Source organism: Sinorhizobium saheli (assembly GCF_001651875.1).
Lineage (GTDB): Bacteria > Pseudomonadota > Alphaproteobacteria > Rhizobiales > Rhizobiaceae > Sinorhizobium > Sinorhizobium saheli.
In genome coordinates this window covers 40,279-59,329 of record NZ_LNQB01000061.1, presented here as the reverse complement: position 1 = coordinate 59,329, position 19,051 = coordinate 40,279, and the positions used below count along the sequence as shown (strand labels likewise).

Here is a 19,051-nt window from a genome sequence, read left to right as displayed (position 1 = left end):
CCGGCCCTATCCGCTCGTTTTTTGCCGCATTTGCGCGACGTCAGGTGATACCACCTGACTGCAAAAATGCCGGATAACGTCCGATCAATCCTCCGACGCCGCGGATGAATCGTCCGACGGGGTCTCCGCATCGGTGACGACGCCTTCCGCGGCCAGGGCCGCATCGACCTCGTCCTCGCTCTCCGGCTCGCTGATCCGCTCGACCGAGACGACCTTCTCGTCCTTGGCGGTCGAGAAAATGGTGACGCCCTTGGTCGCGCGGCTTGCCAGCCGGATGCCGTCCACCGGCACGCGGATGAGCTGGCCGCCATCGGAAACGAGCATGATCTGGTCGTTGTGCTCGACCGGAAATGCCGCGACGAGTTCGCCGATCTCCGCCGTCTTCGAGGTGTCGGTGGCGCGAATGCCCTTGCCGCCGCGGCCGGAGGTGCGGAAATCATAGGAGGACGAGCGCTTGCCGAAGCCCTTCTCGGAGACCGTGAGGATGAATTGCTCGCGCGCCTTCAGTTCCTCATAGCGCTCGTTCGAGAGCTCGCCGCCATTGGTGACTTCCTCGCCGACAAGCACGATCTCTTCGTCCTCGCCGGTCGCCGCCCGGCGTTCGGCCGCGGACCGCCGGAGATAGGCGGCGCGTTCCCACGGCTCGGCTTCGACGTGAGCGACGATCGCCATCGAGATGATCCGGTCGCCGTCGCCGAGCGAAATGCCGCGCACGCCGATCGAGTTGCGGCCGGCAAAGACGCGCACGTCCGAGACGGGGAAGCGGATGCACTGGCCGAGCGCCGTCGTCAGCACCACGTCGTCGAACTCGGTGCAGGTGTCTACCGAGAGGATTTCGTCGCCCTCCTCCTCGAGCTTCATCGCGATTTTGCCGTTGCGGTTGACCTGGACGAAGTCCGAGAGCTTGTTGCGGCGAACGGTGCCGCGCGTCGTCGAGAACATGACGTCGAGGTTTTCCCAGGTCGTCTCGTCCTCGGGCAGCGGCATGATCGTGGTGATGCGTTCGCCGGACTCCAGCGGCAGCATGTTGATCAGCGCCTTGCCGCGCGACTGGGGCGTGCCGATCGGCAGCCGCCAGACCTTCTCCTTGTAGACGATGCCGCGCGAAGAGAAGAACAGGACCGGCGTATGGGTGTTGGCAACGAAGAGCCGGTTAACGAAATCCTCGTCGCGCGTCGCCATGCCGGAGCGGCCCTTGCCGCCGCGGCGCTGCGCCCGATAGGTCGTGAGCGGCACGCGCTTGATATAGCCGAGGTGCGATACGGTGACGACCATGTCCTCCTGGGCGATCAGGTCCTCGTCGTCCATATCCGGGCCGCCCTCGGCGATCTCGGTGCGGCGCGGCGTGCCGAACTCGTCGCGGACCGCCCCGAGCTCGTCCTTGACGATCTGCATGATCCTGAGCCGCGACGAGAGGATGTCGAGATAATCCTTGATCTCCTCGCCGATCTTGTTGAGCTCGTCGCCGATTTCGTCGCGGCCGAGTGCCGTCAGGCGCTGCAGGCGCAGGTCGAGGATGGCGCGGGCCTGTTCCTCCGAGAGGTTGTAGGTGCCGTCGTCGTTGATCCGGTGACGCGGATCGTCGATCAGACGGATCAGCGCATCGACGTCGTGGGCCGGCCAGCGGCGCTCCATGAGCTGCTCGCGCGCCGTCTGCGGGTCCGGCGCCTGGCGGATCAGCTTGATCACCTCGTCGATATTGGCGACGGCGATGGCAAGGCCGACCAAGACATGCGCCCGCTCGCGCGCCTTGCGCAGGAGGTATTTCGTTCTCCGGCTAACGACTTCCTCGCGGAACGAGACGAAGGCGCGCAGCATGTCGAGCAGCGTCATCTGCTCCGGCTTGCCGCCGTTCAGCGCCACCATGTTGCAGCCGAAGGAGGTCTGCAGCGGCGTGTAGCGGTAGAGCTGGTTGAGGATGACCTCGGCATTGGCGTCGCGCTTCAGCTCGATGACGACGCGATAGCCCTGGCGGTCGGATTCGTCGCGCAGGTCCGAGATGCCCTCGATGCGCTTCTCGCGCACGAGCTCGGCCATCTTCTCGATCATCGTCGCCTTGTTCACCTGGTAGGGAATTTCGGTGATGATGATCTGCTCGCGGTCGCCGCGCATCGGCTCGATATGGGCGCGCCCGCGCATGATGATCGAGCCGCGGCCGGTCTCGTAGGCCTGGCGGATGCCGGAGCGGCCGAGGATCAGCGCGCCGGTCGGGAAATCCGGCCCCGGAATGACTTGCATCAGCTCCGGCAGTTCGATCGCCGGATTGTCGATTAGCGCGATGCAGCCGTCGATGACCTCGCCGAGATTGTGCGGCGGGATATTGGTCGCCATGCCGACGGCGATGCCGCCGGCGCCGTTGACCAGGAGGTTGGGAAACTTCGCAGGTACGACGACCGGCTCCTGCAGGGTGCCGTCGTAGTTGTCGCGGAAGTCGACGGTTTCCTTGTCGAGGTCGTCGAGCAGCGAATGCGCCGCCTTCTGCAGCCGGCACTCGGTGTAGCGTTCGGCCGCCGGCGGGTCGCCGTCGACGGAGCCGAAATTGCCCTGGCCGTCAATGAGCGGAAGCCGCAGCGACCAGTCCTGAGCCATGCGCGCCAGCGCATCGTAAATCGCCATGTTGCCGTGCGGATGGTATTTACCCATCACGTCACCGGTGACGCGGGCGCACTTGACGTATTTCTTGTTCCAGTCGATGCCGAGCTCGCTCATCCCGTAGAGGATGCGCCGGTGAACCGGTTTCAGGCCGTCGCGCACATCGGGAAGCGCGCGGGAGACGATCACGCTCATGGCGTAATCGAGATAGGACCGCTGCATTTCCTCGATGATGGAAATCGGCTCGATGCCTGGCGGAGTTTTTCCGCCGCCTGGAGTGCTTTGCTCAGTCAATGTCGATCACGATCTTTGTTAAGAATCAGTCGGTTTTTTATAGCCGAATGCCGCTTGGTGCGCCAATTTCGGCCGGTGGTTTTGAACAGTCTTTTGCCGCCGGAGCGGGCCTTTACTACAGCGCCGCGCGTCCCATCAAACGCGCGAAGGTCGCTGCAGCACTTTGAACTACGGCATGTCTTTGTCCGCAAATCGAGGTCGATTTAAGGAGACATGCAGTGGGCGGCTGCCCGCGGTATCGCGACGTCTTCGCAAGGCTCGATCAGGCCTCGGGCTGACCCGGTTTAAGCCATCGCGCGGCGCTTGGCTACCCGCCCCTTTCCAAGCCCGCATCACTTGCCTAACAATGACGCGACACAACCGGGAATACCGGACAAAATCCGCAAGGGGACTAGGGATGTTCAACCTCGATCTCTTGGTCAACGCGCTGACGACGCTGCTCGTCACGCTTGATCCGCCCGGTCTGGCGCCGATCTTTCTGAGCCTGACCGTGGGCATGAGCCGACAGGACCGTCTTCAGGTCGCGACCCGCGGCTCGCTGATCGCCTTCTTCATCCTCGCCGCCTTCGCGCTCTTCGGCGACGGCATTCTCGGCCTGCTCGGCATCTCGATCGGCGCCTTCCGCATCGCCGGCGGCCTGCTTCTGTTCTGGATTTCCTTCGAGATGATCTTCGAGAAGCGCCAGGAGCGGAAGGAGAAGACCGGCGAAACCGCGATCACCAGGGACCATCTCCACAACATCGCCGTCTTCCCGCTCGCCCTGCCGCTGATCGCCGGCCCAGGGGCGATTTCCGCCACCATCCTCCTCGGCAGTTCCTTTCCCGCGGTCATCGACCGGGCGCAGCTTCTCGCCGTCATCGCGGTCTCGATGGCCCTGCTGTTCCTGGCGTTGATGATCGCCGAGCGGATCGATCGTTTCCTCGGCGCCACCGGGCGAGCGATCCTCACCCGTCTCCTGGGCGTCATCCTCGCGGCGCTTGCCGTGCAATTCGTCGTGGACGGCGTGCGCTCGGCCTTTCAGGTTTAGTTCTGCTGTTTGTTCGTGCCGGCTGCCACCCCCTCTGCCCTGCCGGGCATCTCCCCCATGAGGTCCCACAAGGGGGGGGGAGATCGGCAGCAGCGGCGTATCGCTCGCGCCGATAGAGCATTTTGCAGTCAGGTGGAATCACCTGAAGTCGCACAAATGCGGCAAAAACAAAAAGATAGAGCGGTGGCGCGAGCGCATGTGAGTGCATCTCGCTCTAAGTCTTGAGTCGTTTATTACGCTTAGGCTTCGCAATGCCGGCATTTGTGTCGGGCGGGATCTCGCGCCGAGCGCGCCCCCTTCGTGCGGGAGACGCCCGGCAAGGCAGAGGGGGTGAGGCGGTTCCCCCGTCCATCAACCGTCGCTTCCCACCGGAAATCAGAACGGGATGTCGTCGTCGAGATCGCGCGAGAAGTTGCCGCCGCCCTGGTTCGACTGGCCACCGGAGCGTCCGCCGGAAGATTGCCGCGGCTGATCGTAATCGTCGTAGCCACCGCCACCGCCGAAGTCGCTGCTGCCACGCCCTGCCCCACCGCCTTCGCCGCGGCCGTCGAGCATGGTCAGCGTCGAGTTGAAGCCCTGCAGGACGACCTCGGTCGTGTAGCGGTCATTGCCGTTCTGATCCTGCCATTTGCGGGTCTGCAACTGTCCTTCGACATAAAGCTTGGCGCCCTTCTTCACATATTGCTCGACGACCTTGCAGAGGCCTTCGTTGAAGACGACGACATTGTGCCATTCGGTCTTCTCGCGGCGCTCGCCGCTGTTGCGGTCGCGCCATGTCTCCGAAGTGGCTATCCTCAGATTTGCGATCGGCCGGCCGTCCTGCGTGCGCCGGATTTCCGGGTCCGCCCCGACATTTCCGATCAAGATTACCTTGTTGACGCTACCAGCCATATCGCTTTTCCCATGTTTGCCGCCGGACCGCCGGTCCGACTTTCCAATCTCTCAAGAGCGCGCATCTTAACGACCCGCCATCGACGTTACGCCCTGCGTTACACATAATCCACAGCTCATTTGGCGAACCGCCGCTCATGTTTGTTCTTTCTTTGTTCTAGTATTGCCCTATTATCCTGTCAACCGAATCGCAATTGATCCGCCTCTTTGGCGATTGCGCCTCGACATGGGCGTTGTCGTCATTACATAGGAGGCTTTCAAACCGACATGCAAAAGCTGGCCTTCCGATGAGCGAACTCAAGACCATCTCCATTCGCGGCGCGCGCGAGCACAATCTCAAGGGCATCGATCTTGAACTGCCGCGCAACAAGCTGATCGTGATGACCGGTCTTTCGGGCTCGGGCAAATCCTCGCTCGCCTTCGACACGATCTATGCCGAGGGCCAGCGCCGCTATGTCGAGAGCCTCTCGGCCTATGCCCGCCAGTTCCTGGAGATGATGCAGAAGCCGGATGTCGACCAGATCGACGGGCTGTCGCCGGCGATCTCGATCGAGCAGAAGACGACCTCGCGCAACCCGCGCTCGACGGTCGGTACGGTCACGGAGATCTACGATTACCTGCGCCTGCTCTTCGCCCGCGTCGGCGTACCCTATTCGCCGGCGACCGGGCTGCCGATTGAAAGCCAGACCGTCAGCCAGATGGTCGACCGGGTGCTGGAATTCGGCGAAGGCACACGGCTCTACATCCTTGCTCCGCTCGTTCGCGGCCGCAAGGGCGAGTACAAGAAGGAACTCGCCGAGCTGATGAAGAGGGGTTTCCAGCGCGTCAAGGTCGACGGCCAGTTCTATGAGATCGCCGACGTGCCGACGCTCGACAAGAAGTACAAGCACGACATCGATGTCGTCGTCGACCGTGTGGTCGTCAGGCCGGACCTCGCCACGCGGCTGGCCGACAGCCTCGAGACCTGCCTGACGCTTGCCGACGGTCTGGCGGTTGCCGAATTCGCCGACAAGCCGCTGCCGCCGGAAGAAACGGCGGCCGGCGGTTCGGCCAACAAGTCGTTGAACGAGACGCATGAGCGCGTGCTGTTCTCCGAGAAGTTCGCGTGCCCGGTCTCGGGCTTCACCATTCCAGAAATCGAGCCGCGGCTTTTCTCCTTCAACAACCCGTTCGGCGCATGCACGACCTGCGACGGTCTCGGCAGCCAGCAGAAGATCGACGAGGCGCTGATTGTCCCGGAGCCCAACCGGACGCTCCGCGACGGTGCGATTGCGCCCTGGGCGAAGTCTACCTCACCCTATTACAACCAGACCCTCGAGGCGCTGGGCAAGGTCTTCGGCTTCAAGCTCGGCAGCCGCTGGAGCGAGCTTTCCGATGAAGCGCAGAGGGCGATCCTCCACGGCACGGAGGAGAAGATCACCTTCCACTATCAGGACGGCGCCCGCTCCTATAATACGACGAAGACCTTCGAGGGCATCGTGCCCAATCTGGAGCGCCGCTGGAAGGAGACCGACAGCGCCTGGGCGCGTGAGGAGATCGAGCGCTTCATGTCGGCGGCGCCCTGCCCGGCCTGCGCCGGCTACCGGCTGAAGCCGGAGGCGCTCGCGGTCAAGATCAACCGGCTGCATATCGGCGAAGTCACCGAGATGTCGATCCGCGCCGCCCGGGACTGGTTCGAGGCGCTGCCCGGGCATCTCTCCGTCAAGCAGAACGAGATCGCCGTTCGCATCCTCAAGGAGATCCGTGAGCGGCTGCGCTTCCTGAACGACGTCGGCCTCGAATATCTGAGCCTGTCGCGCAATTCCGGCACGCTTTCCGGCGGCGAAAGCCAGCGCATCCGGCTCGCCTCGCAGATCGGCTCGGGACTCACCGGCGTGCTCTATGTCCTCGACGAGCCGTCGATCGGGCTGCACCAGCGCGACAATGCCCGCCTGCTCGACACGCTGAGGCACCTGCGCGACATCGGCAACACGGTCATCGTCGTCGAGCATGACGAGGATGCGATCCTGACGGCCGACCACGTTGTCGACATAGGCCCGGCCGCCGGCATTCATGGCGGCGAGATCGTCGCCGAAGGCACGCCGTCGGACATCATGTCCAATCCGAAATCGCTGACCGGGCGGTATCTCTCGGGCGAACTCTCCGTGGCCGTCCCGAGCGAGCGGCGGAAGCCAAAAAAGAAGAAGGAAATCACCGTCGTAGGGGCGCGGGCTAACAATCTGAAGAATGTCACCGCGTCGATCCCGCTCGGCATCTTCACCGCGGTTACCGGCGTCTCGGGCGGCGGCAAGTCCACCTTCCTCATCGAAACGCTCTACAAGGCTGCCGCGCGCCGCATCATGGGTGCGCGGGAGAATCCGGCCGATCACGACCGCATCGACGGCTTCGAGCACATCGACAAGGTGATCGACATCGACCAGTCGCCGATCGGCCGCACGCCGCGCTCGAACCCGGCGACCTATACCGGCGCCTTCACGCCGATCCGCGACTGGTTCGCCGGCCTGCCGGAGGCGAAGGCGCGTGGTTACCAGCCGGGCCGCTTCTCCTTCAACGTCAAGGGCGGGCGCTGCGAGGCCTGCCAGGGCGACGGCGTCATCAAGATCGAGATGCACTTCCTGCCGGACGTCTACGTCACCTGCGACGTCTGCCACGGCAAGCGCTACAATCGCGAAACGCTCGACGTGCATTTCAAGGGCAAGTCGATCGCCGACGTGCTCGACATGACCGTGGAGGAAGGCGTCGACTTCTTCTCCGCCGTGCCGGCAGTGCGCGACAAGCTGGTGACGCTGAACCAGGTGGGCCTCGGCTACATCAAGATCGGCCAGCAGGCGAACACGCTTTCGGGCGGCGAGGCCCAGCGCGTGAAGCTTGCCAAGGAACTGTCGAAGCGCTCCACCGGACGCACGCTCTACATCCTGGACGAGCCGACGACCGGCTTGCATTTCCATGACGTAGCCAAGCTTCTTGAAGTACTGCATGAGCTCGTCCACCAGGGCAATTCGGTGGTCGTCATCGAGCACAATCTCGAAGTCATCAAGACGGCCGACTGGATCCTCGATTTCGGCCCGGAGGGCGGCGACGGCGGCGGCGAGGTGATCGCGAAAGGAACGCCGGAAGACGTGGTCAAGGAACCGCGCTCCTATACCGGCCAGTTCCTGAAGGAGCTGCTGGAGCGCCGCCCGGTCAAGAAGATTGAGGCTGCGGAATAATCATGCGGCGCGCGCGACTTGCCCCTTCTCCCCGTCATGACGGGGAGAAGGTCGCGGCAGCGGGATGAGGGGCTGCGCAGGATGGAATCGCGGCCACCTGGTTCCCGTGTTGTAGCGCTGACCACTGCTACCAGCGCAGCGGCTTCTGTCGAAAGCGGGTGGCGGCTCTCCGGTCCGCAGAGCAAACGAACCGGCACGACCCATGCGTAGGGACATCAAGGAGGAGATGATGGCAGCATCCGGAAAAATCCGCGTCGGCATCGGCGGCTGGAGCTTCGAGCCGTGGGAGGGCAGCTTCTACCCTGCCGACCTCGCGAAAAAGCGGCAGCTCGAATTTGCCGGCAAAGAACTGCGCACGATCGAGGTCAACGGCACCTATTACAGCTCGCAGAAGCCGGAAACCTTCGCCAAATGGGCGGCGGAGGTGCCGGACGGTTTCGTCTTCTCGCTGAAAGCCAGCCGCTTCGTGACCAACCGCAGGGTCCTTTCCGAAGCCGGTGAATCCATGGAGCGCTTCTTGACCCAGGGACTGACGGAGTTGGGCGACCGGCTCGGCCCCATTCTCTGGCAGTTTGCGCCGACCAAGAAATTCGATCCGGAGGATTTCGAGGGTTTTCTGAAGCTGCTGCCTGAAAAGCAGGACGGTGTGAAACTGCGTCACGTGGTCGAGGTCCGCAATCCTTCCTTCCAGACCCCGGAGTTCGTGACGCTGCTCGACAAATACAAGGTGGCCGTCGTTCTGGCCGAGCACGCGGATTATCCGATGATCGCCGATATCACCGCCGATTTCGTCTATACGCGGCTGCAGAAGGGCAGCGACGAGGTGAAGACCTGCTATCCGCCGAAGGAACTCGATCACTGGGCCGAGCGACTGAAGACCCTTGCCGCCGGCGGCGAGCCGGACGACCTCGAGAAAAGCGCGCCCGAGCGCAAGCCCGAAAAAGCCCCGCGCGACGTCTTCGCCTTCTTCATCACCTCTGGCAAGGTCAATGCGCCGAACGGCGCGCGGGAATTGCAGAAGCGCGTGGATTAGCGGTGCGGGGTCTTGCGGCGGCGCTGAAGCCACTTCGAAAGCGCCGCTGATCGCCCTCTGGGCTGCCGGCCATCTCCCCCACCAAGGCCCACAAGGGGGGAAACAGATGTGACACGCTTTACCTCGATGCGACCGTTCTGCTTGCAAAAACGATTCGGTGGAGCGAGTGGCCCCCGCGCGTATTCTCACCCCTTGTGGACCCCTTGTGGGGGAGATGGCCGGCAGGCCAGAGGGGGTCACGCCGCCTCCTCCCGACTCCCGGCCCGTACCGCGGCCGAATCACGGCGAGGACGTCACATCGCTGTGCCGTTCGCAATCGCGAGTAGCCTCGCGGCACGATTTGTACCCGCTTTTTCATCCATAAAAATTTTGATTTTCGGCCTGCCGCTACGGCGCCTTTCGAGGCAAGCGCTCGAAGTCCCTGATTTTCAAGGGCTTGCTCGATGTCCCCGTTTTCCACAGTCCGCGGACACAAGATATAGCGCTCGAACTTCGGTCACAAACCACCCCTTGACGCCCCAAGGCGATTCACGGTTAATGGATTTCACGTTGCGACGGCGGCGGACCGGAAAGTTGAGAGGCCGGTTCACACCCCCAAATCGTCGGTTCTGACAAGCGGCCAAGGCGGATGATCCCGATCGGCTGCAATGGCGGAATTTTGTGCGAATTTTGGGCTGCCGGAGTGGCATTCAGGGCTGGCATAAAGAACTTGTTAATACTATATTTAGTGTTTGCAGCCAGCATCACCACAAGATAAAGGGCGACCCAGAACTGGGTTTCCTCACATCGATGAAGCCGAAGCTGGCTGCGGGATCCTCGCGGCCGGTTGGGTTAACTGCGCCCTGGCGCATGGCAACAAAGGACGGGACAATGAAGATCGAGCGTCGTTTCACGAAGGCAGGGCAATCCGCCTATGCCGAGATAGAATTCCGCAAGGCGACGAGTGAGATCAAGAATCCGGATGGGTCGATCGTCTTCCGCCTGGAGAACATCGACGTGCCGGCGCAGTTTTCGCAGGTTGCCGCCGATATTCTCGCGCAGAAATATTTCCGCAAGGCGGGCGTGCCGGCGAAGCTGAAGCGCGTCGAAGAGAATGACGTCCCCTCCTTCCTCTGGCGCTCCGTTCCCGACACGGAGGCGCTGAAGGCGCTGCCGAAGGAAGAGCAGTACGGCTCCGAAACCGATGCCCGCCAGGTCTTCGATCGCCTGGCCGGCACCTGGACCTACTGGGGCTGGAAGGGCGGCTATTTCGACACCGAGGAAGATGCGTCCGCCTTCCGTGACGAACTCGCCTACATGCTCGCCACCCAGCGCGTCGCGCCGAACTCGCCGCAATGGTTCAACACCGGGCTCCACTGGGCCTATGGCATCGACGGCCCCGGCCAGGGCCACTTCTATGTCGACCCCTTCACCGGCAAGCTGACGAAGTCGAAGTCCGCCTACGAGCATCCGCAGCCGCATGCCTGCTTTATCCAGTCGGTCGGCGACGACCTCGTCAACGAGGGCGGCATCATGGACCTGTGGGTGCGCGAGGCGCGCCTGTTCAAATACGGCTCGGGCACCGGCTCCAACTTCTCGCACCTGCGCGCCGAAGGCGAAAAGCTCTCGGGCGGCGGCAAGTCCTCCGGCCTGATGAGCTTCCTGAAGATCGGCGACCGCGCCGCCGGCGCCATCAAGTCCGGAGGCACGACGCGGCGCGCCGCCAAGATGGTCGTCGTCGACATCGACCATCCGGACATCGAGGAATACATCAACTGGAAGGTCAAGGAAGAGCAGAAGGTTGCCGCTCTCGTCACCGGCTCCAAGATCGTCGCCAAGCACCTGAAGGCGATCATGAAGGCCTGCATCAATTGCGAAGGCAGCGACGATGCCTGCTTCGACCCCAAGCAGAACCCGGCGCTGAAGCGCGAGATCCGCGCCGCCAAGCAGGCGCTGGTTCCGGAAAACTACGTCAAGCGCGTCATCCAGTTCGCGCGCCAGGGCTACAAGGACATCGAGTTCAAGACCTATGACACGGACTGGGATTCGGAAGCCTACCTCACCGTCTCCGGCCAGAACTCCAACAATTCAGTCTCGATCAAGGACGACTTCCTGCGCGCCGTCGAAGCGGATGGCGAATGGCGCCTGACCGCCCGCAAGGATGGCCGGGTGATGAAGACGCTCAAGGCCCGCGACCTCTGGGAGTCGATCTCCTATGCCGCCTGGGCTTCCGCCGATCCCGGCCTGCACTTCAACACGACGATGAACGACTGGCACACCTGCCCGGCCGCGGGTCCGATCCGTGCGTCGAACCCGTGCTCGGAATACATGTTCCTCGATGACACGGCCTGCAATCTCGCCTCGCTCAACCTGATGCAGTTCAAGGACGCGGCGACCAAGCGGATCAATATCGGCGACTACGAGCACGCCGTTCGCCTGTGGACGGTCGTCCTCGAGGTCTCGGTGATGATGGCGCAGTTCCCGTCGCGCGAGATCGCCGAGCTCTCCTATGAATACCGCACGCTCGGCCTCGGTTACGCCAATATCGGCGGCCTCCTGATGTCGTCCGGCATTCCCTATGATTCGCCGGAAGGCCGCGCCATCGCCGGCGCGCTGACCGCGATCATGACCGGCGTCGCCTATGCCACCTCGGCCGAGGTCGCCGCCAAGCTCGGCCCCTTCCCCGGCTTCGCGCCGAACCGCGACAACATGCTGCGCGTCATGCGCAACCATCGCCGCGCGGCGTATGGCGAGACCACGGGCTATGAGGGCCTGTCGGTCAACCCCGTCGCGCTCGTCCATGCCGATTGCCCCGACCAGGATCTGGTCGTCCACGCCAAGAGCGCCTGGGACAAGGCGGTCGAGCTCGGCGAGAAGCACGGCTATCGCAACGCCCAGGCGACCGTGATCGCGCCGACCGGCACGATCGGCCTCGTCATGGACTGCGACACCACCGGCATCGAGCCCGATTTCGCTCTGGTCAAGTTCAAGAAGCTCGCCGGCGGCGGCTACTTCAAGATCATCAACCGCGCCGTGCCGGAGGCGCTGCGCACGCTCGGCTATTCCGAAAGCCAGATTGCCGAGATCGAGGCCTATGCGGTCGGCCACGGCAACCTCAACCAGGCGCCGGCCATCAACCCGTCGACGCTCAAGGCCAAGGGCTTCACCGACGAGAAGATCGACGCGGTCAATGCGGCGCTGAAGTCCGCCTTCGACATCAAGTTCGTCTTCAACCAGTGGACGCTCGGCGCGGACTTCCTCAAGAACACGCTGAAGGTCAGCGACGAGCAGCTCGCCTCGATGGACTTCAACCTGCTCGAGCACCTGGGCTTCTCCAGGAAGGACATCGAAGCGGCGAACATCCATGTCTGCGGCGCGATGACGCTCGAAGGCGCGCCCTTCCTGAAGGCGGAGCACCTGCCGGTCTTCGATTGCGCCAATCCCTGCGGCAAGATCGGCAAGCGCTATCTCTCGGTCGAAAGCCACATCCGCATGATGGCGGCCGCCCAGCCCTTCATCTCGGGTGCCATCTCGAAGACGATCAACATGCCGAACGAGGCGACGGTCGAGGACTGCAAGAACGCCTATATGCTCTCCTGGAAGCTGGCACTGAAGGCGAACGCCCTCTATCGCGACGGTTCCAAGCTGTCGCAGCCGCTCAACGCCTCGCTGATCGAGGACGAGGAGGAAGAGGAGGCGATCGAGGAGCTGATGCAGGCGCCGGCCGCAGCCCAGGCCGTTGCCGTCACCGAAAAAATCGTCGAGCGCGTCATCGAGAAGGTGGTGCGCGCCCGCGAGAAGCTGCCGAACCGCCGCCAGGGCTATACCCAGAAGGCGATCGTCGGCGGGCACAAGGTCTACTTGCGCACCGGCGAATTCGGCGACGGCCGTCTCGGCGAGATATTCATCGACATGCACAAGGAAGGCGCCGCCTTCCGGGCGATGATGAACAACTTCGCCATCGCCATTTCGCTCGGCCTGCAATATGGCGTGCCGCTCGAGGAATATGTGGAGGCCTTCACCTTCACCAAGTTCGAGCCGGCCGGCATGGTCCAGGGCAACGACGCGATCAAGAACGCGACGTCGATCCTCGACTATGTCTTCCGCGAGCTCGCCGTCTCCTATCTCGGCCGTCACGACCTCGCCCATGTCGACACGTCCGACTTCAGCAACACCGCGCTCGGCCGCGGCATCCAGGAAGGCAAGACCAACCTCGTCTCGACCGGCTGGACCCGCGGCTACAAGCCGACCATCGTCGGCGGTGCGGGCGAGCGCTCGGAGCCGAAGGGTGCCGCAACCGCCGCCCCGGCCCGCGCCTCCGGCGGCGCCACGGTCACCTCGATCGCCGGCAATGCCGTGCGCAAGCTGGAACCGGCAACCGCCACCTCGGAAGTCGTCGCCTTCAAGCGCGACTATGAGGAGCGCGCCGCCGAGCTTGCCGAGGAGATCGCCGGCGAAGTCGAACAGGAGGTCACCGCCCTCTTCTCCGACAAGGCGGCGGCCGAAGCGGCTTCCGCCAAGTCGGAGGCCAAGAAGGTCGAAGCCGAACGCCGCGCCCGCTCGATCATGCAGGGCTACACCGGCAACATGTGCTCCGAGTGCCAGAATTTCACGATGGTGCGGAACGGTACGTGCGAGAAGTGCGATACTTGCGGTGCTACGAGCGGGTGCAGCTGAGTAGGAGAACCGGCTATTATTGTGCCGCGCCACTAGGTTTGTCACTGCGCCATTGGAATGTCATTAAATCAGCGATTTAGACCGCTGATCAAGAAGTCTCCCGGCAGCTTCGGTTATCGCGTCCGGTCTGAATATCGACAGGCAGTTATTGGTTGGATTCTTCCGGCCAATAGCCGCCCACGAGGCAAGAAACGAAGGTCTTAAAGGCGCATCTGCCTGCTGAGAAACCTTCGATGATAGCAGAAGAAATGACTTTCAGGCGGCTTGCCCGCCTGAAAGTGGTAAGTGGAACAAAACACGAAACAAGCGCATGGGTTGGAATCACCCGAACAGTTCACGCGTAGTAGCGAGGTCGAAGTCATGAACGTGCATGTCAATACGATCGAAGCATTTCTCGAAGCGGTGATCGCCGAGCTCGAGATACCCGAGCACCGCTACGAACAGGCGGACCGAAGCTTCAAGTCTTTCGGCGAATGGCTGCATCGCGAGGAGAGTTCGGTTCGTCTCTTCGACCCTCAAGTCTATTGCCAAGGATCCTTCAGGCTCGGAACGGCCATTCGCCCACTCACTGAAGACGAGGAATACGACGTCGATTCGGTTTGCGAGTTCCGCCTTCTCACCAAGGAACACCTATCGCAGTTCGCGCTAAAGCAAATGCTAGACGCTGAGGTAAGGTCCTATCATGACGCCAAGGGCATGACGAAGCCGGTGCGCGAGGGAAACCGCTGCTGGATCCTCGACTATGCGGACGGCGCGCAATTTCACATGGACATCGTCCCAGCTCTGCCAAATGCCGCCGAGCAGAAACGCCTGCTCAACGCCATCATGCACGACGCTCGCTGGTCCGAGACGGCCATCTCGATTACCGACCGCCGTCTCCCGAACTATAAGGAGAGGACGGATTTCTGGCCACGATCGAACCCGAAGGGCTACTCGAACTGGTTCGCGTCTCGACAGGCCGAGGTTCTCGTTCGCCGTAAGCGGGCGAAAGCCGAAGCCCTCAATCGTCAGGGTTTCCGAGCGAGCGTGGAAGACATCCCCGACTTCAAGGTGAAGACACCTCTGCAATCGGCGATCATGATCCTGAAGCGGCACAGGGACAACATGTTCGCACGCGAGCCTGACACCCGTCCGATCTCCGTCATCATCACCACACTGGCCGCACATGCTTACGAAGGTCAGGAAACGATTTCCGGCGCGCTGTTTGCGATCCTCCAGCGCATGGATCAGTTCATCCGGCATGACGGACAGAAATACGTCATCGCCAATCCTACCGACCCCTATGAAAACTTTGCCGACAAGTGGCAGGCGGAACCCGAAAAGGCGGAGGCATTTTTCAGGTGGCTCCACACCGCCCGAGCCGACTTCAACGCAGCAGCTCAGGCGGTTTCCTTCCAGGAAATGGCGGATGCTCTAACTCCTCGAATGGGCTACCGGCTTTCGACAAAGGCGGTGGATCGCCTGACGGGCGGTAATCGTCTTCTCCGCGCTGCAAGCGGGGCTTCGGCCGGCGCGGCGGGGACAACGGCGCCAAGCTTCGCGAATGCAGCCCGGCAGCCGACGAAGCCTCAGGGGTACGCATGATCTGGTGGCTGATCGACGAGGCACGCGCCCGACTGGAAAAGGCTTCGCTTGTCGCTCTCCAGGAGGAGAACGACTGGCTTACAAGCGTGCGCGTTCGCTTTCTCGACAACCTGCAGCTCTGCGTCGACGTCGAGGTGGCGCACCGTGGGGAGAAGTTCCCGCTTGCCGTCATCTATCCGATCAACTTCCCGGACACCCCTCCGATCGTCATGCCCCACGACGAACGTCGGCTATCGGACCACCAATATGGCGCAGGCGGGGAGCTTTGCCTCCAGTGGCGGCCTGACAATTGGGACGCGGCGGTCACCGGTGCGATGATGGTGGAGAGTGCTTACGGACTCATCGCCGCCGAGCGCCCACCGGATGGCAGGACGGGTGCCGTGCCGTCGGATCACCGGACTTCTCTTGCAGCCGAACTAAGGTTTGAAACCTGGCGTCTTATGGTGCCGAAAGGCGCCTGGGCCTCGCTTGAGGGGCACCTTTCCGAAATGGTGGTCAAGATCTCTCTGGCGATGACCGCACGGCATACCAACCGAGTTGCACATCTTACGACGATCGGTGCGCCTGGCAACGAACTGTGGGTCTCGCCGCAACCAGTACTTAAAAACGCAGGAACGCGGACGGGATATCTCCTGCGCACCCGCCAGGACATGAGCGCGCTGGCACAACATGGCGGAGGCGAGATCGACGACCTGTCGAAGTTGCTTCCGGACCTGGCGCCGCTGATCGGGAATCAGGAACTTCCTTTCCTGATTGTCTTGGAAGAAGGTGGGCGGCACACGGCCTACGACATTCAATGGAGCAGAAACGGATTGCCGCTTCTGGTCCCTTATCGGATTATCGAAGAAGGCGAGCTCGCAAAGCGGTCTGCCTCGAGTAGGGACGAGATCTCCACCAAAAGCGTGGCGATCGTCGGGTGTGGATCGATCGGGTCCAAGATCGGCGCGTCGCTCGCCCGATCAGGCGTACGAAGGTTTTTGCTCGTCGACGAAGACGTGTTCCTCACGGGCAACCTCGTGCGCAACGAACTCGACGCCCTGGCCATCGGATGGCATAAGGTCGATGCGCTCTCCGACAGGATCCAGCAGATCGTAGCGGATGCCGACGTCGTGACTCGCAAGGTGGCCCTCGGTGGCCAGACTTCCGCCATAGCCATGGACGCCACCATCGAGCTGATCGGAGACTGCGATCTTATCATCGATGCCACTGCGGATCCTACGTCGTTCAATCTTTGCGCCGGCGCGTCGAAGCGAAATCGCAAGCCGATGGTTTGGGCCGAGGTGTTCGGCGGAGGCATCGGCGGGATCGTGGCACGGGTTAGACCCGAAACCGATCCGCCACCATTGGAAGCTCGAAACCAGATTTCGACGTGGTGCGAGGATCACAACAAGCCTTGGGAAGCCGCTCCAAAAGGTCGGTATGAGGCAAACCCGGACGAAGGGCCGCCCTTCGTCGCGGACGACGCCGACGTGGCCGTAATCGCGGCTCATGCGACTCGCTTCGCGATCGATATTCTCGAAGGCGGGGAAACCGCGTTTCCTTTCTCCGCCTACGTCATCGGTTTGAAGAAGGCCTGGATATTCGAAGCGCCGTTCGACACATGGCCAATCCACCTTCGCACCCTGGGCCCGTGGGAAGTCGACACAGGCTCGGCATCGAGCGACGTCATCGGCGGACTCATGGCGGAGCTCGCGGGCGAGGACGTCCGGTGACTGTACAACTGGTTCTTCCTAAACCCATCCGGCTCAGGATGATGAGCGCTCTCGCCCGAGCGGAACAGCGCGAAATCGGCGGAGTCCTGATGGCTCGCCAGATCGAACCGGGGATCTTCAAGGTTGTTGATTTCTCGATCGACGAGGTCTCAGGAGAGCGGGCGCATTTCGTTCGTGATCACACATATCACAACGCGTTCCTGCAGGCGTTCTTCGAGCGAACAGGACGTGACTACGAGACCTACAACTACGTCGGCGAATGGCATTCGCATCCGCGTCTTCCAATCCTTCCCAGCATCACCGATCTGGAATCGATGGAGGAACTCGTAAATGGCGAGCGCGATATTTCCTTCGCGGTCCTCCTGGTCGTGCGCTCGGATTCGCCGATGGAGTTTGTCGCAACGTCTACCTTCCATCAGCGCGGGTGCGCTCCCGAACCCGTAAAGATCAGAGCGGAGGACTGAAAAGCATGTACCGAGAGACTGCGGATTGGGCCTTGCGCGAATTCATAAGATACCTCTTCAGGCCGAATGGATTCGAGGTCAGATTTGCCGGCTTTTGCTCTGCTGTTCTCGTGGCCTTGCTCGGTGGAAACTGGCTTGTGAAGGCGACACTTCGCGGCGAATACTCCTTAGAGATCGGCTCGACCAACATCATTCCCGAGTGGGCTCAGTGGTCGTTGGTAACGATCTTCAGCGTGATGATCATCCTCTGCTTCGTGGTCGGATGGAAGCGTTTCACCCGTGAGAACGAGCTCCGGAATCGGAAGAAGGTCATCGTCATAGAAGGCCGCGGTCTCCGCGAGGACGATGGCTCGCCGCTTACGGCCGCAGTGCCGGCTGACATCGTCGGTCACCGCCTCGGCGTCTCGTTGGATCTCCGCCAGAAGAGAGATGGCTTCATCATCGACCCAGAAGCGCTTCTGCCTGAGGTCGACGCCGCGCGCCGGACGGTCCAGCAGTACGCACGACAGAACGATCGGCAAGACGTCACAATGGTCTACGGCGGCCTGACGCCAGTCCCGATGACTTTTCTGACGGGCGTCGCCTTCGATGACGAAGGCAGCATTGTCGTGATGGACTGGGACAGGACACGCGAGTCCTGGCGAGCTCTCGACAGCCACGACGACGGTCAGCGTTTCATCGTTGAAGGCCTCGACGCCGTGCAGGGTTCGCCAGAGGTCGTGCTCGCTGTTTCGGTATCCTATCAGGTCAGGGACGAGAACATCGGCACCACATTCGACCTGCCGGTCGTCCGTATGTCGCTTCCGGCCCTGAACTCATCCCACTGGTCCCAGGCGAAGCAGAGCGCACTCGCGCAGCAACTTCTCGACACAGCGAAGCTTCTCGAGGCGAAGGGGGTCACCACCATCCATCTCCTTCTGGCCTGCCAGAACAGCGTCGCATTCAATCTCGGTCGGCGATACGACAAGCGCAATCTGCCCGGCGTCGTCGTCTATCAGTACGAGGCGAACGGCGCGAAGAAGTTTCCCTGGGGCGTCCGCATGCCCGTTGCCGGCGTTGCGGCACCTTCGATCGTCAGGACGTGAGAGGACGGAATGAACAAGGTTCAGATCCGGGCGTTGTTTGGCGCCCTGATACTTGCATCGGGAATTGTCTGGCATTTGGCGGTATCTGCTCCATACATGGAACGACAAGCGTCCATACACAAATCAGGTCGCGTTTTCCGTCTCTGCTGAAGTACAGGCAGCGGGATGGTCGGATGACCTGGTTTGAAAGCTTATCAGAACGAGACGGGCAAGCACGTGGCTGTACTGGTACGAAGCCTGGAGGGTGAGCAACATCTGGTTCGGTCCAGCACGGCACGAAGGAGAAGAAGGCGATGCAGGAGGAATCTAGCAAGATCCGCCTGCTTACCCCATTCCGTAGGGTCCGGATCGACAGCGCGCCTGAAGCAATCCTCGCAGCTATTCTGGAAAAGCGTCGATCTGTAGTAACGGCTGTATTCGTCGATCGATGACTAGACGGCGCTTTCAAGCTTCCCGAGGAGCCCGGTGCACGTGCCGGATATTTCCTCAGAAGAAGCCACTCTG

General features: G+C 62.1%; 11 protein-coding genes. 9 read left to right on the top strand and 2 right to left on the bottom strand.

Annotation, left to right across the window (positions count from 1 at the left end; all coding sequences use genetic code 11):
• Positions 1-84: 84 nt before the first annotated feature.
• Positions 85-2,886, bottom strand: a complete 2,802-nt coding sequence (gyrA, locus tag ATB98_RS06215) for a DNA gyrase subunit A (protein ID WP_066870640.1) — start codon at positions 2,884-2,886, stop codon at positions 85-87.
• Here gyrA and ATB98_RS28795 point away from each other — a divergent pair.
• Together ATB98_RS28795 and ATB98_RS06210 are read left to right on the top strand one after the other, a co-directional pair.
• Positions 2,886-3,053: a hypothetical protein gene (locus ATB98_RS28795; protein WP_153435776.1), complete on the top strand. Its 168-nt coding sequence runs from the start codon at positions 2,886-2,888 to the stop codon at positions 3,051-3,053. The genes gyrA and ATB98_RS28795 overlap by 1 nt on opposite strands.
• Before the next feature lie 230 nt (positions 3,054-3,283).
• Positions 3,284-3,913, top strand: coding sequence for a MarC family protein (locus ATB98_RS06210; protein WP_066870637.1), 630 nt, complete (start codon positions 3,284-3,286; stop codon positions 3,911-3,913).
• 375 nt (positions 3,914-4,288) lie between these two features.
• On the opposite strand, the gene ATB98_RS06205 is transcribed toward ATB98_RS06210, so the two are convergent.
• Positions 4,289-4,804 carry a single-stranded DNA-binding protein gene (locus ATB98_RS06205; protein ID WP_066870634.1) on the bottom strand — a complete coding sequence of 172 codons (516 nt, stop codon included), beginning with the start codon at positions 4,802-4,804 and terminating at the stop codon, positions 4,289-4,291.
• Positions 4,805-5,091: 287 nt separating this feature from the next.
• On the opposite strand from ATB98_RS06205, the gene uvrA reads away from it, so the two are divergent.
• The 7 genes from uvrA (at position 5,092) to ATB98_RS06170 (ending at position 18,547) form a co-directional block, all read left to right on the top strand.
• The gene (gene uvrA / locus ATB98_RS06200) at positions 5,092-8,013 is read left to right on the top strand and encodes an excinuclease ABC subunit UvrA (RefSeq protein WP_066870631.1); all 2,922 of its coding nucleotides are present in this window, start codon (positions 5,092-5,094) and stop codon (positions 8,011-8,013) included.
• A 229-nt stretch (positions 8,014-8,242) separates the two neighbouring features.
• Positions 8,243-9,046 (top strand): DUF72 domain-containing protein, encoded by an 804-nt coding sequence (locus tag ATB98_RS06195; protein ID WP_066870731.1) that lies wholly within the window; start codon positions 8,243-8,245, stop codon positions 9,044-9,046.
• Between the two features lie 870 nt (positions 9,047-9,916).
• On the top strand, positions 9,917-13,702 hold the full coding sequence (locus ATB98_RS06190; RefSeq protein ID WP_066870628.1) for a vitamin B12-dependent ribonucleotide reductase: 3,786 nt from the start codon (positions 9,917-9,919) through the stop codon (positions 13,700-13,702).
• A 285-nt stretch (positions 13,703-13,987) separates the two neighbouring features.
• Entirely contained in the window at positions 13,988-15,286 is a 1,299-nt protein-coding gene (locus ATB98_RS06185; protein WP_202879851.1) for a nucleotidyltransferase domain-containing protein, read from the top strand.
• Positions 15,283-16,998: a ThiF family adenylyltransferase gene (locus tag ATB98_RS06180; protein WP_066870622.1), complete on the top strand. Its 1,716-nt coding sequence runs from the start codon at positions 15,283-15,285 to the stop codon at positions 16,996-16,998. The genes ATB98_RS06185 and ATB98_RS06180 overlap by 4 nt, the downstream gene beginning before the upstream one ends.
• Positions 16,995-17,462 carry a Mov34/MPN/PAD-1 family protein gene (locus ATB98_RS06175; protein ID WP_202879850.1) on the top strand — a complete coding sequence of 156 codons (468 nt, stop codon included), beginning with the start codon at positions 16,995-16,997 and terminating at the stop codon, positions 17,460-17,462. Before ATB98_RS06180 ends, ATB98_RS06175 begins: the two co-directional genes overlap by 4 nt.
• 5 nt (positions 17,463-17,467) lie before the next feature.
• Positions 17,468-18,547 carry an SAVED domain-containing protein gene (locus tag ATB98_RS06170; RefSeq protein WP_066870616.1) on the top strand — a complete coding sequence of 360 codons (1,080 nt, stop codon included), beginning with the start codon at positions 17,468-17,470 and terminating at the stop codon, positions 18,545-18,547.
• Positions 18,548-19,051: the final 504 nt, after the last annotated feature.

What these genes read in the sequence shown, in the direction of transcription:
- ATB98_RS28795 (WP_153435776.1), top strand. Translation starts at nt 2,886, where the DNA reads ATGTCGATCACGATCTTTGTTAAGAATCAGTCGGTTTTTTATAGCCGA.
- ATB98_RS06170 (WP_066870616.1), top strand. Translation starts at nt 17,468, where the DNA reads ATGTACCGAGAGACTGCGGATTGGGCCTTGCGCGAATTCATAAGATAC.
- ATB98_RS06205 (WP_066870634.1), bottom strand. Translation starts at nt 4,804, where the DNA reads ATGGCTGGTAGCGTCAACAAGGTAATCTTGATCGGAAATGTCGGGGCG.
- ATB98_RS06190 (WP_066870628.1), top strand. Translation starts at nt 9,917, where the DNA reads ATGAAGATCGAGCGTCGTTTCACGAAGGCAGGGCAATCCGCCTATGCC.
- ATB98_RS06180 (WP_066870622.1), top strand. Translation starts at nt 15,283, where the DNA reads ATGATCTGGTGGCTGATCGACGAGGCACGCGCCCGACTGGAAAAGGCT.
- uvrA (WP_066870631.1), top strand. Translation starts at nt 5,092, where the DNA reads ATGAGCGAACTCAAGACCATCTCCATTCGCGGCGCGCGCGAGCACAAT.
- ATB98_RS06210 (WP_066870637.1), top strand. Translation starts at nt 3,284, where the DNA reads ATGTTCAACCTCGATCTCTTGGTCAACGCGCTGACGACGCTGCTCGTC.
- ATB98_RS06195 (WP_066870731.1), top strand. Translation starts at nt 8,243, where the DNA reads ATGGCAGCATCCGGAAAAATCCGCGTCGGCATCGGCGGCTGGAGCTTC.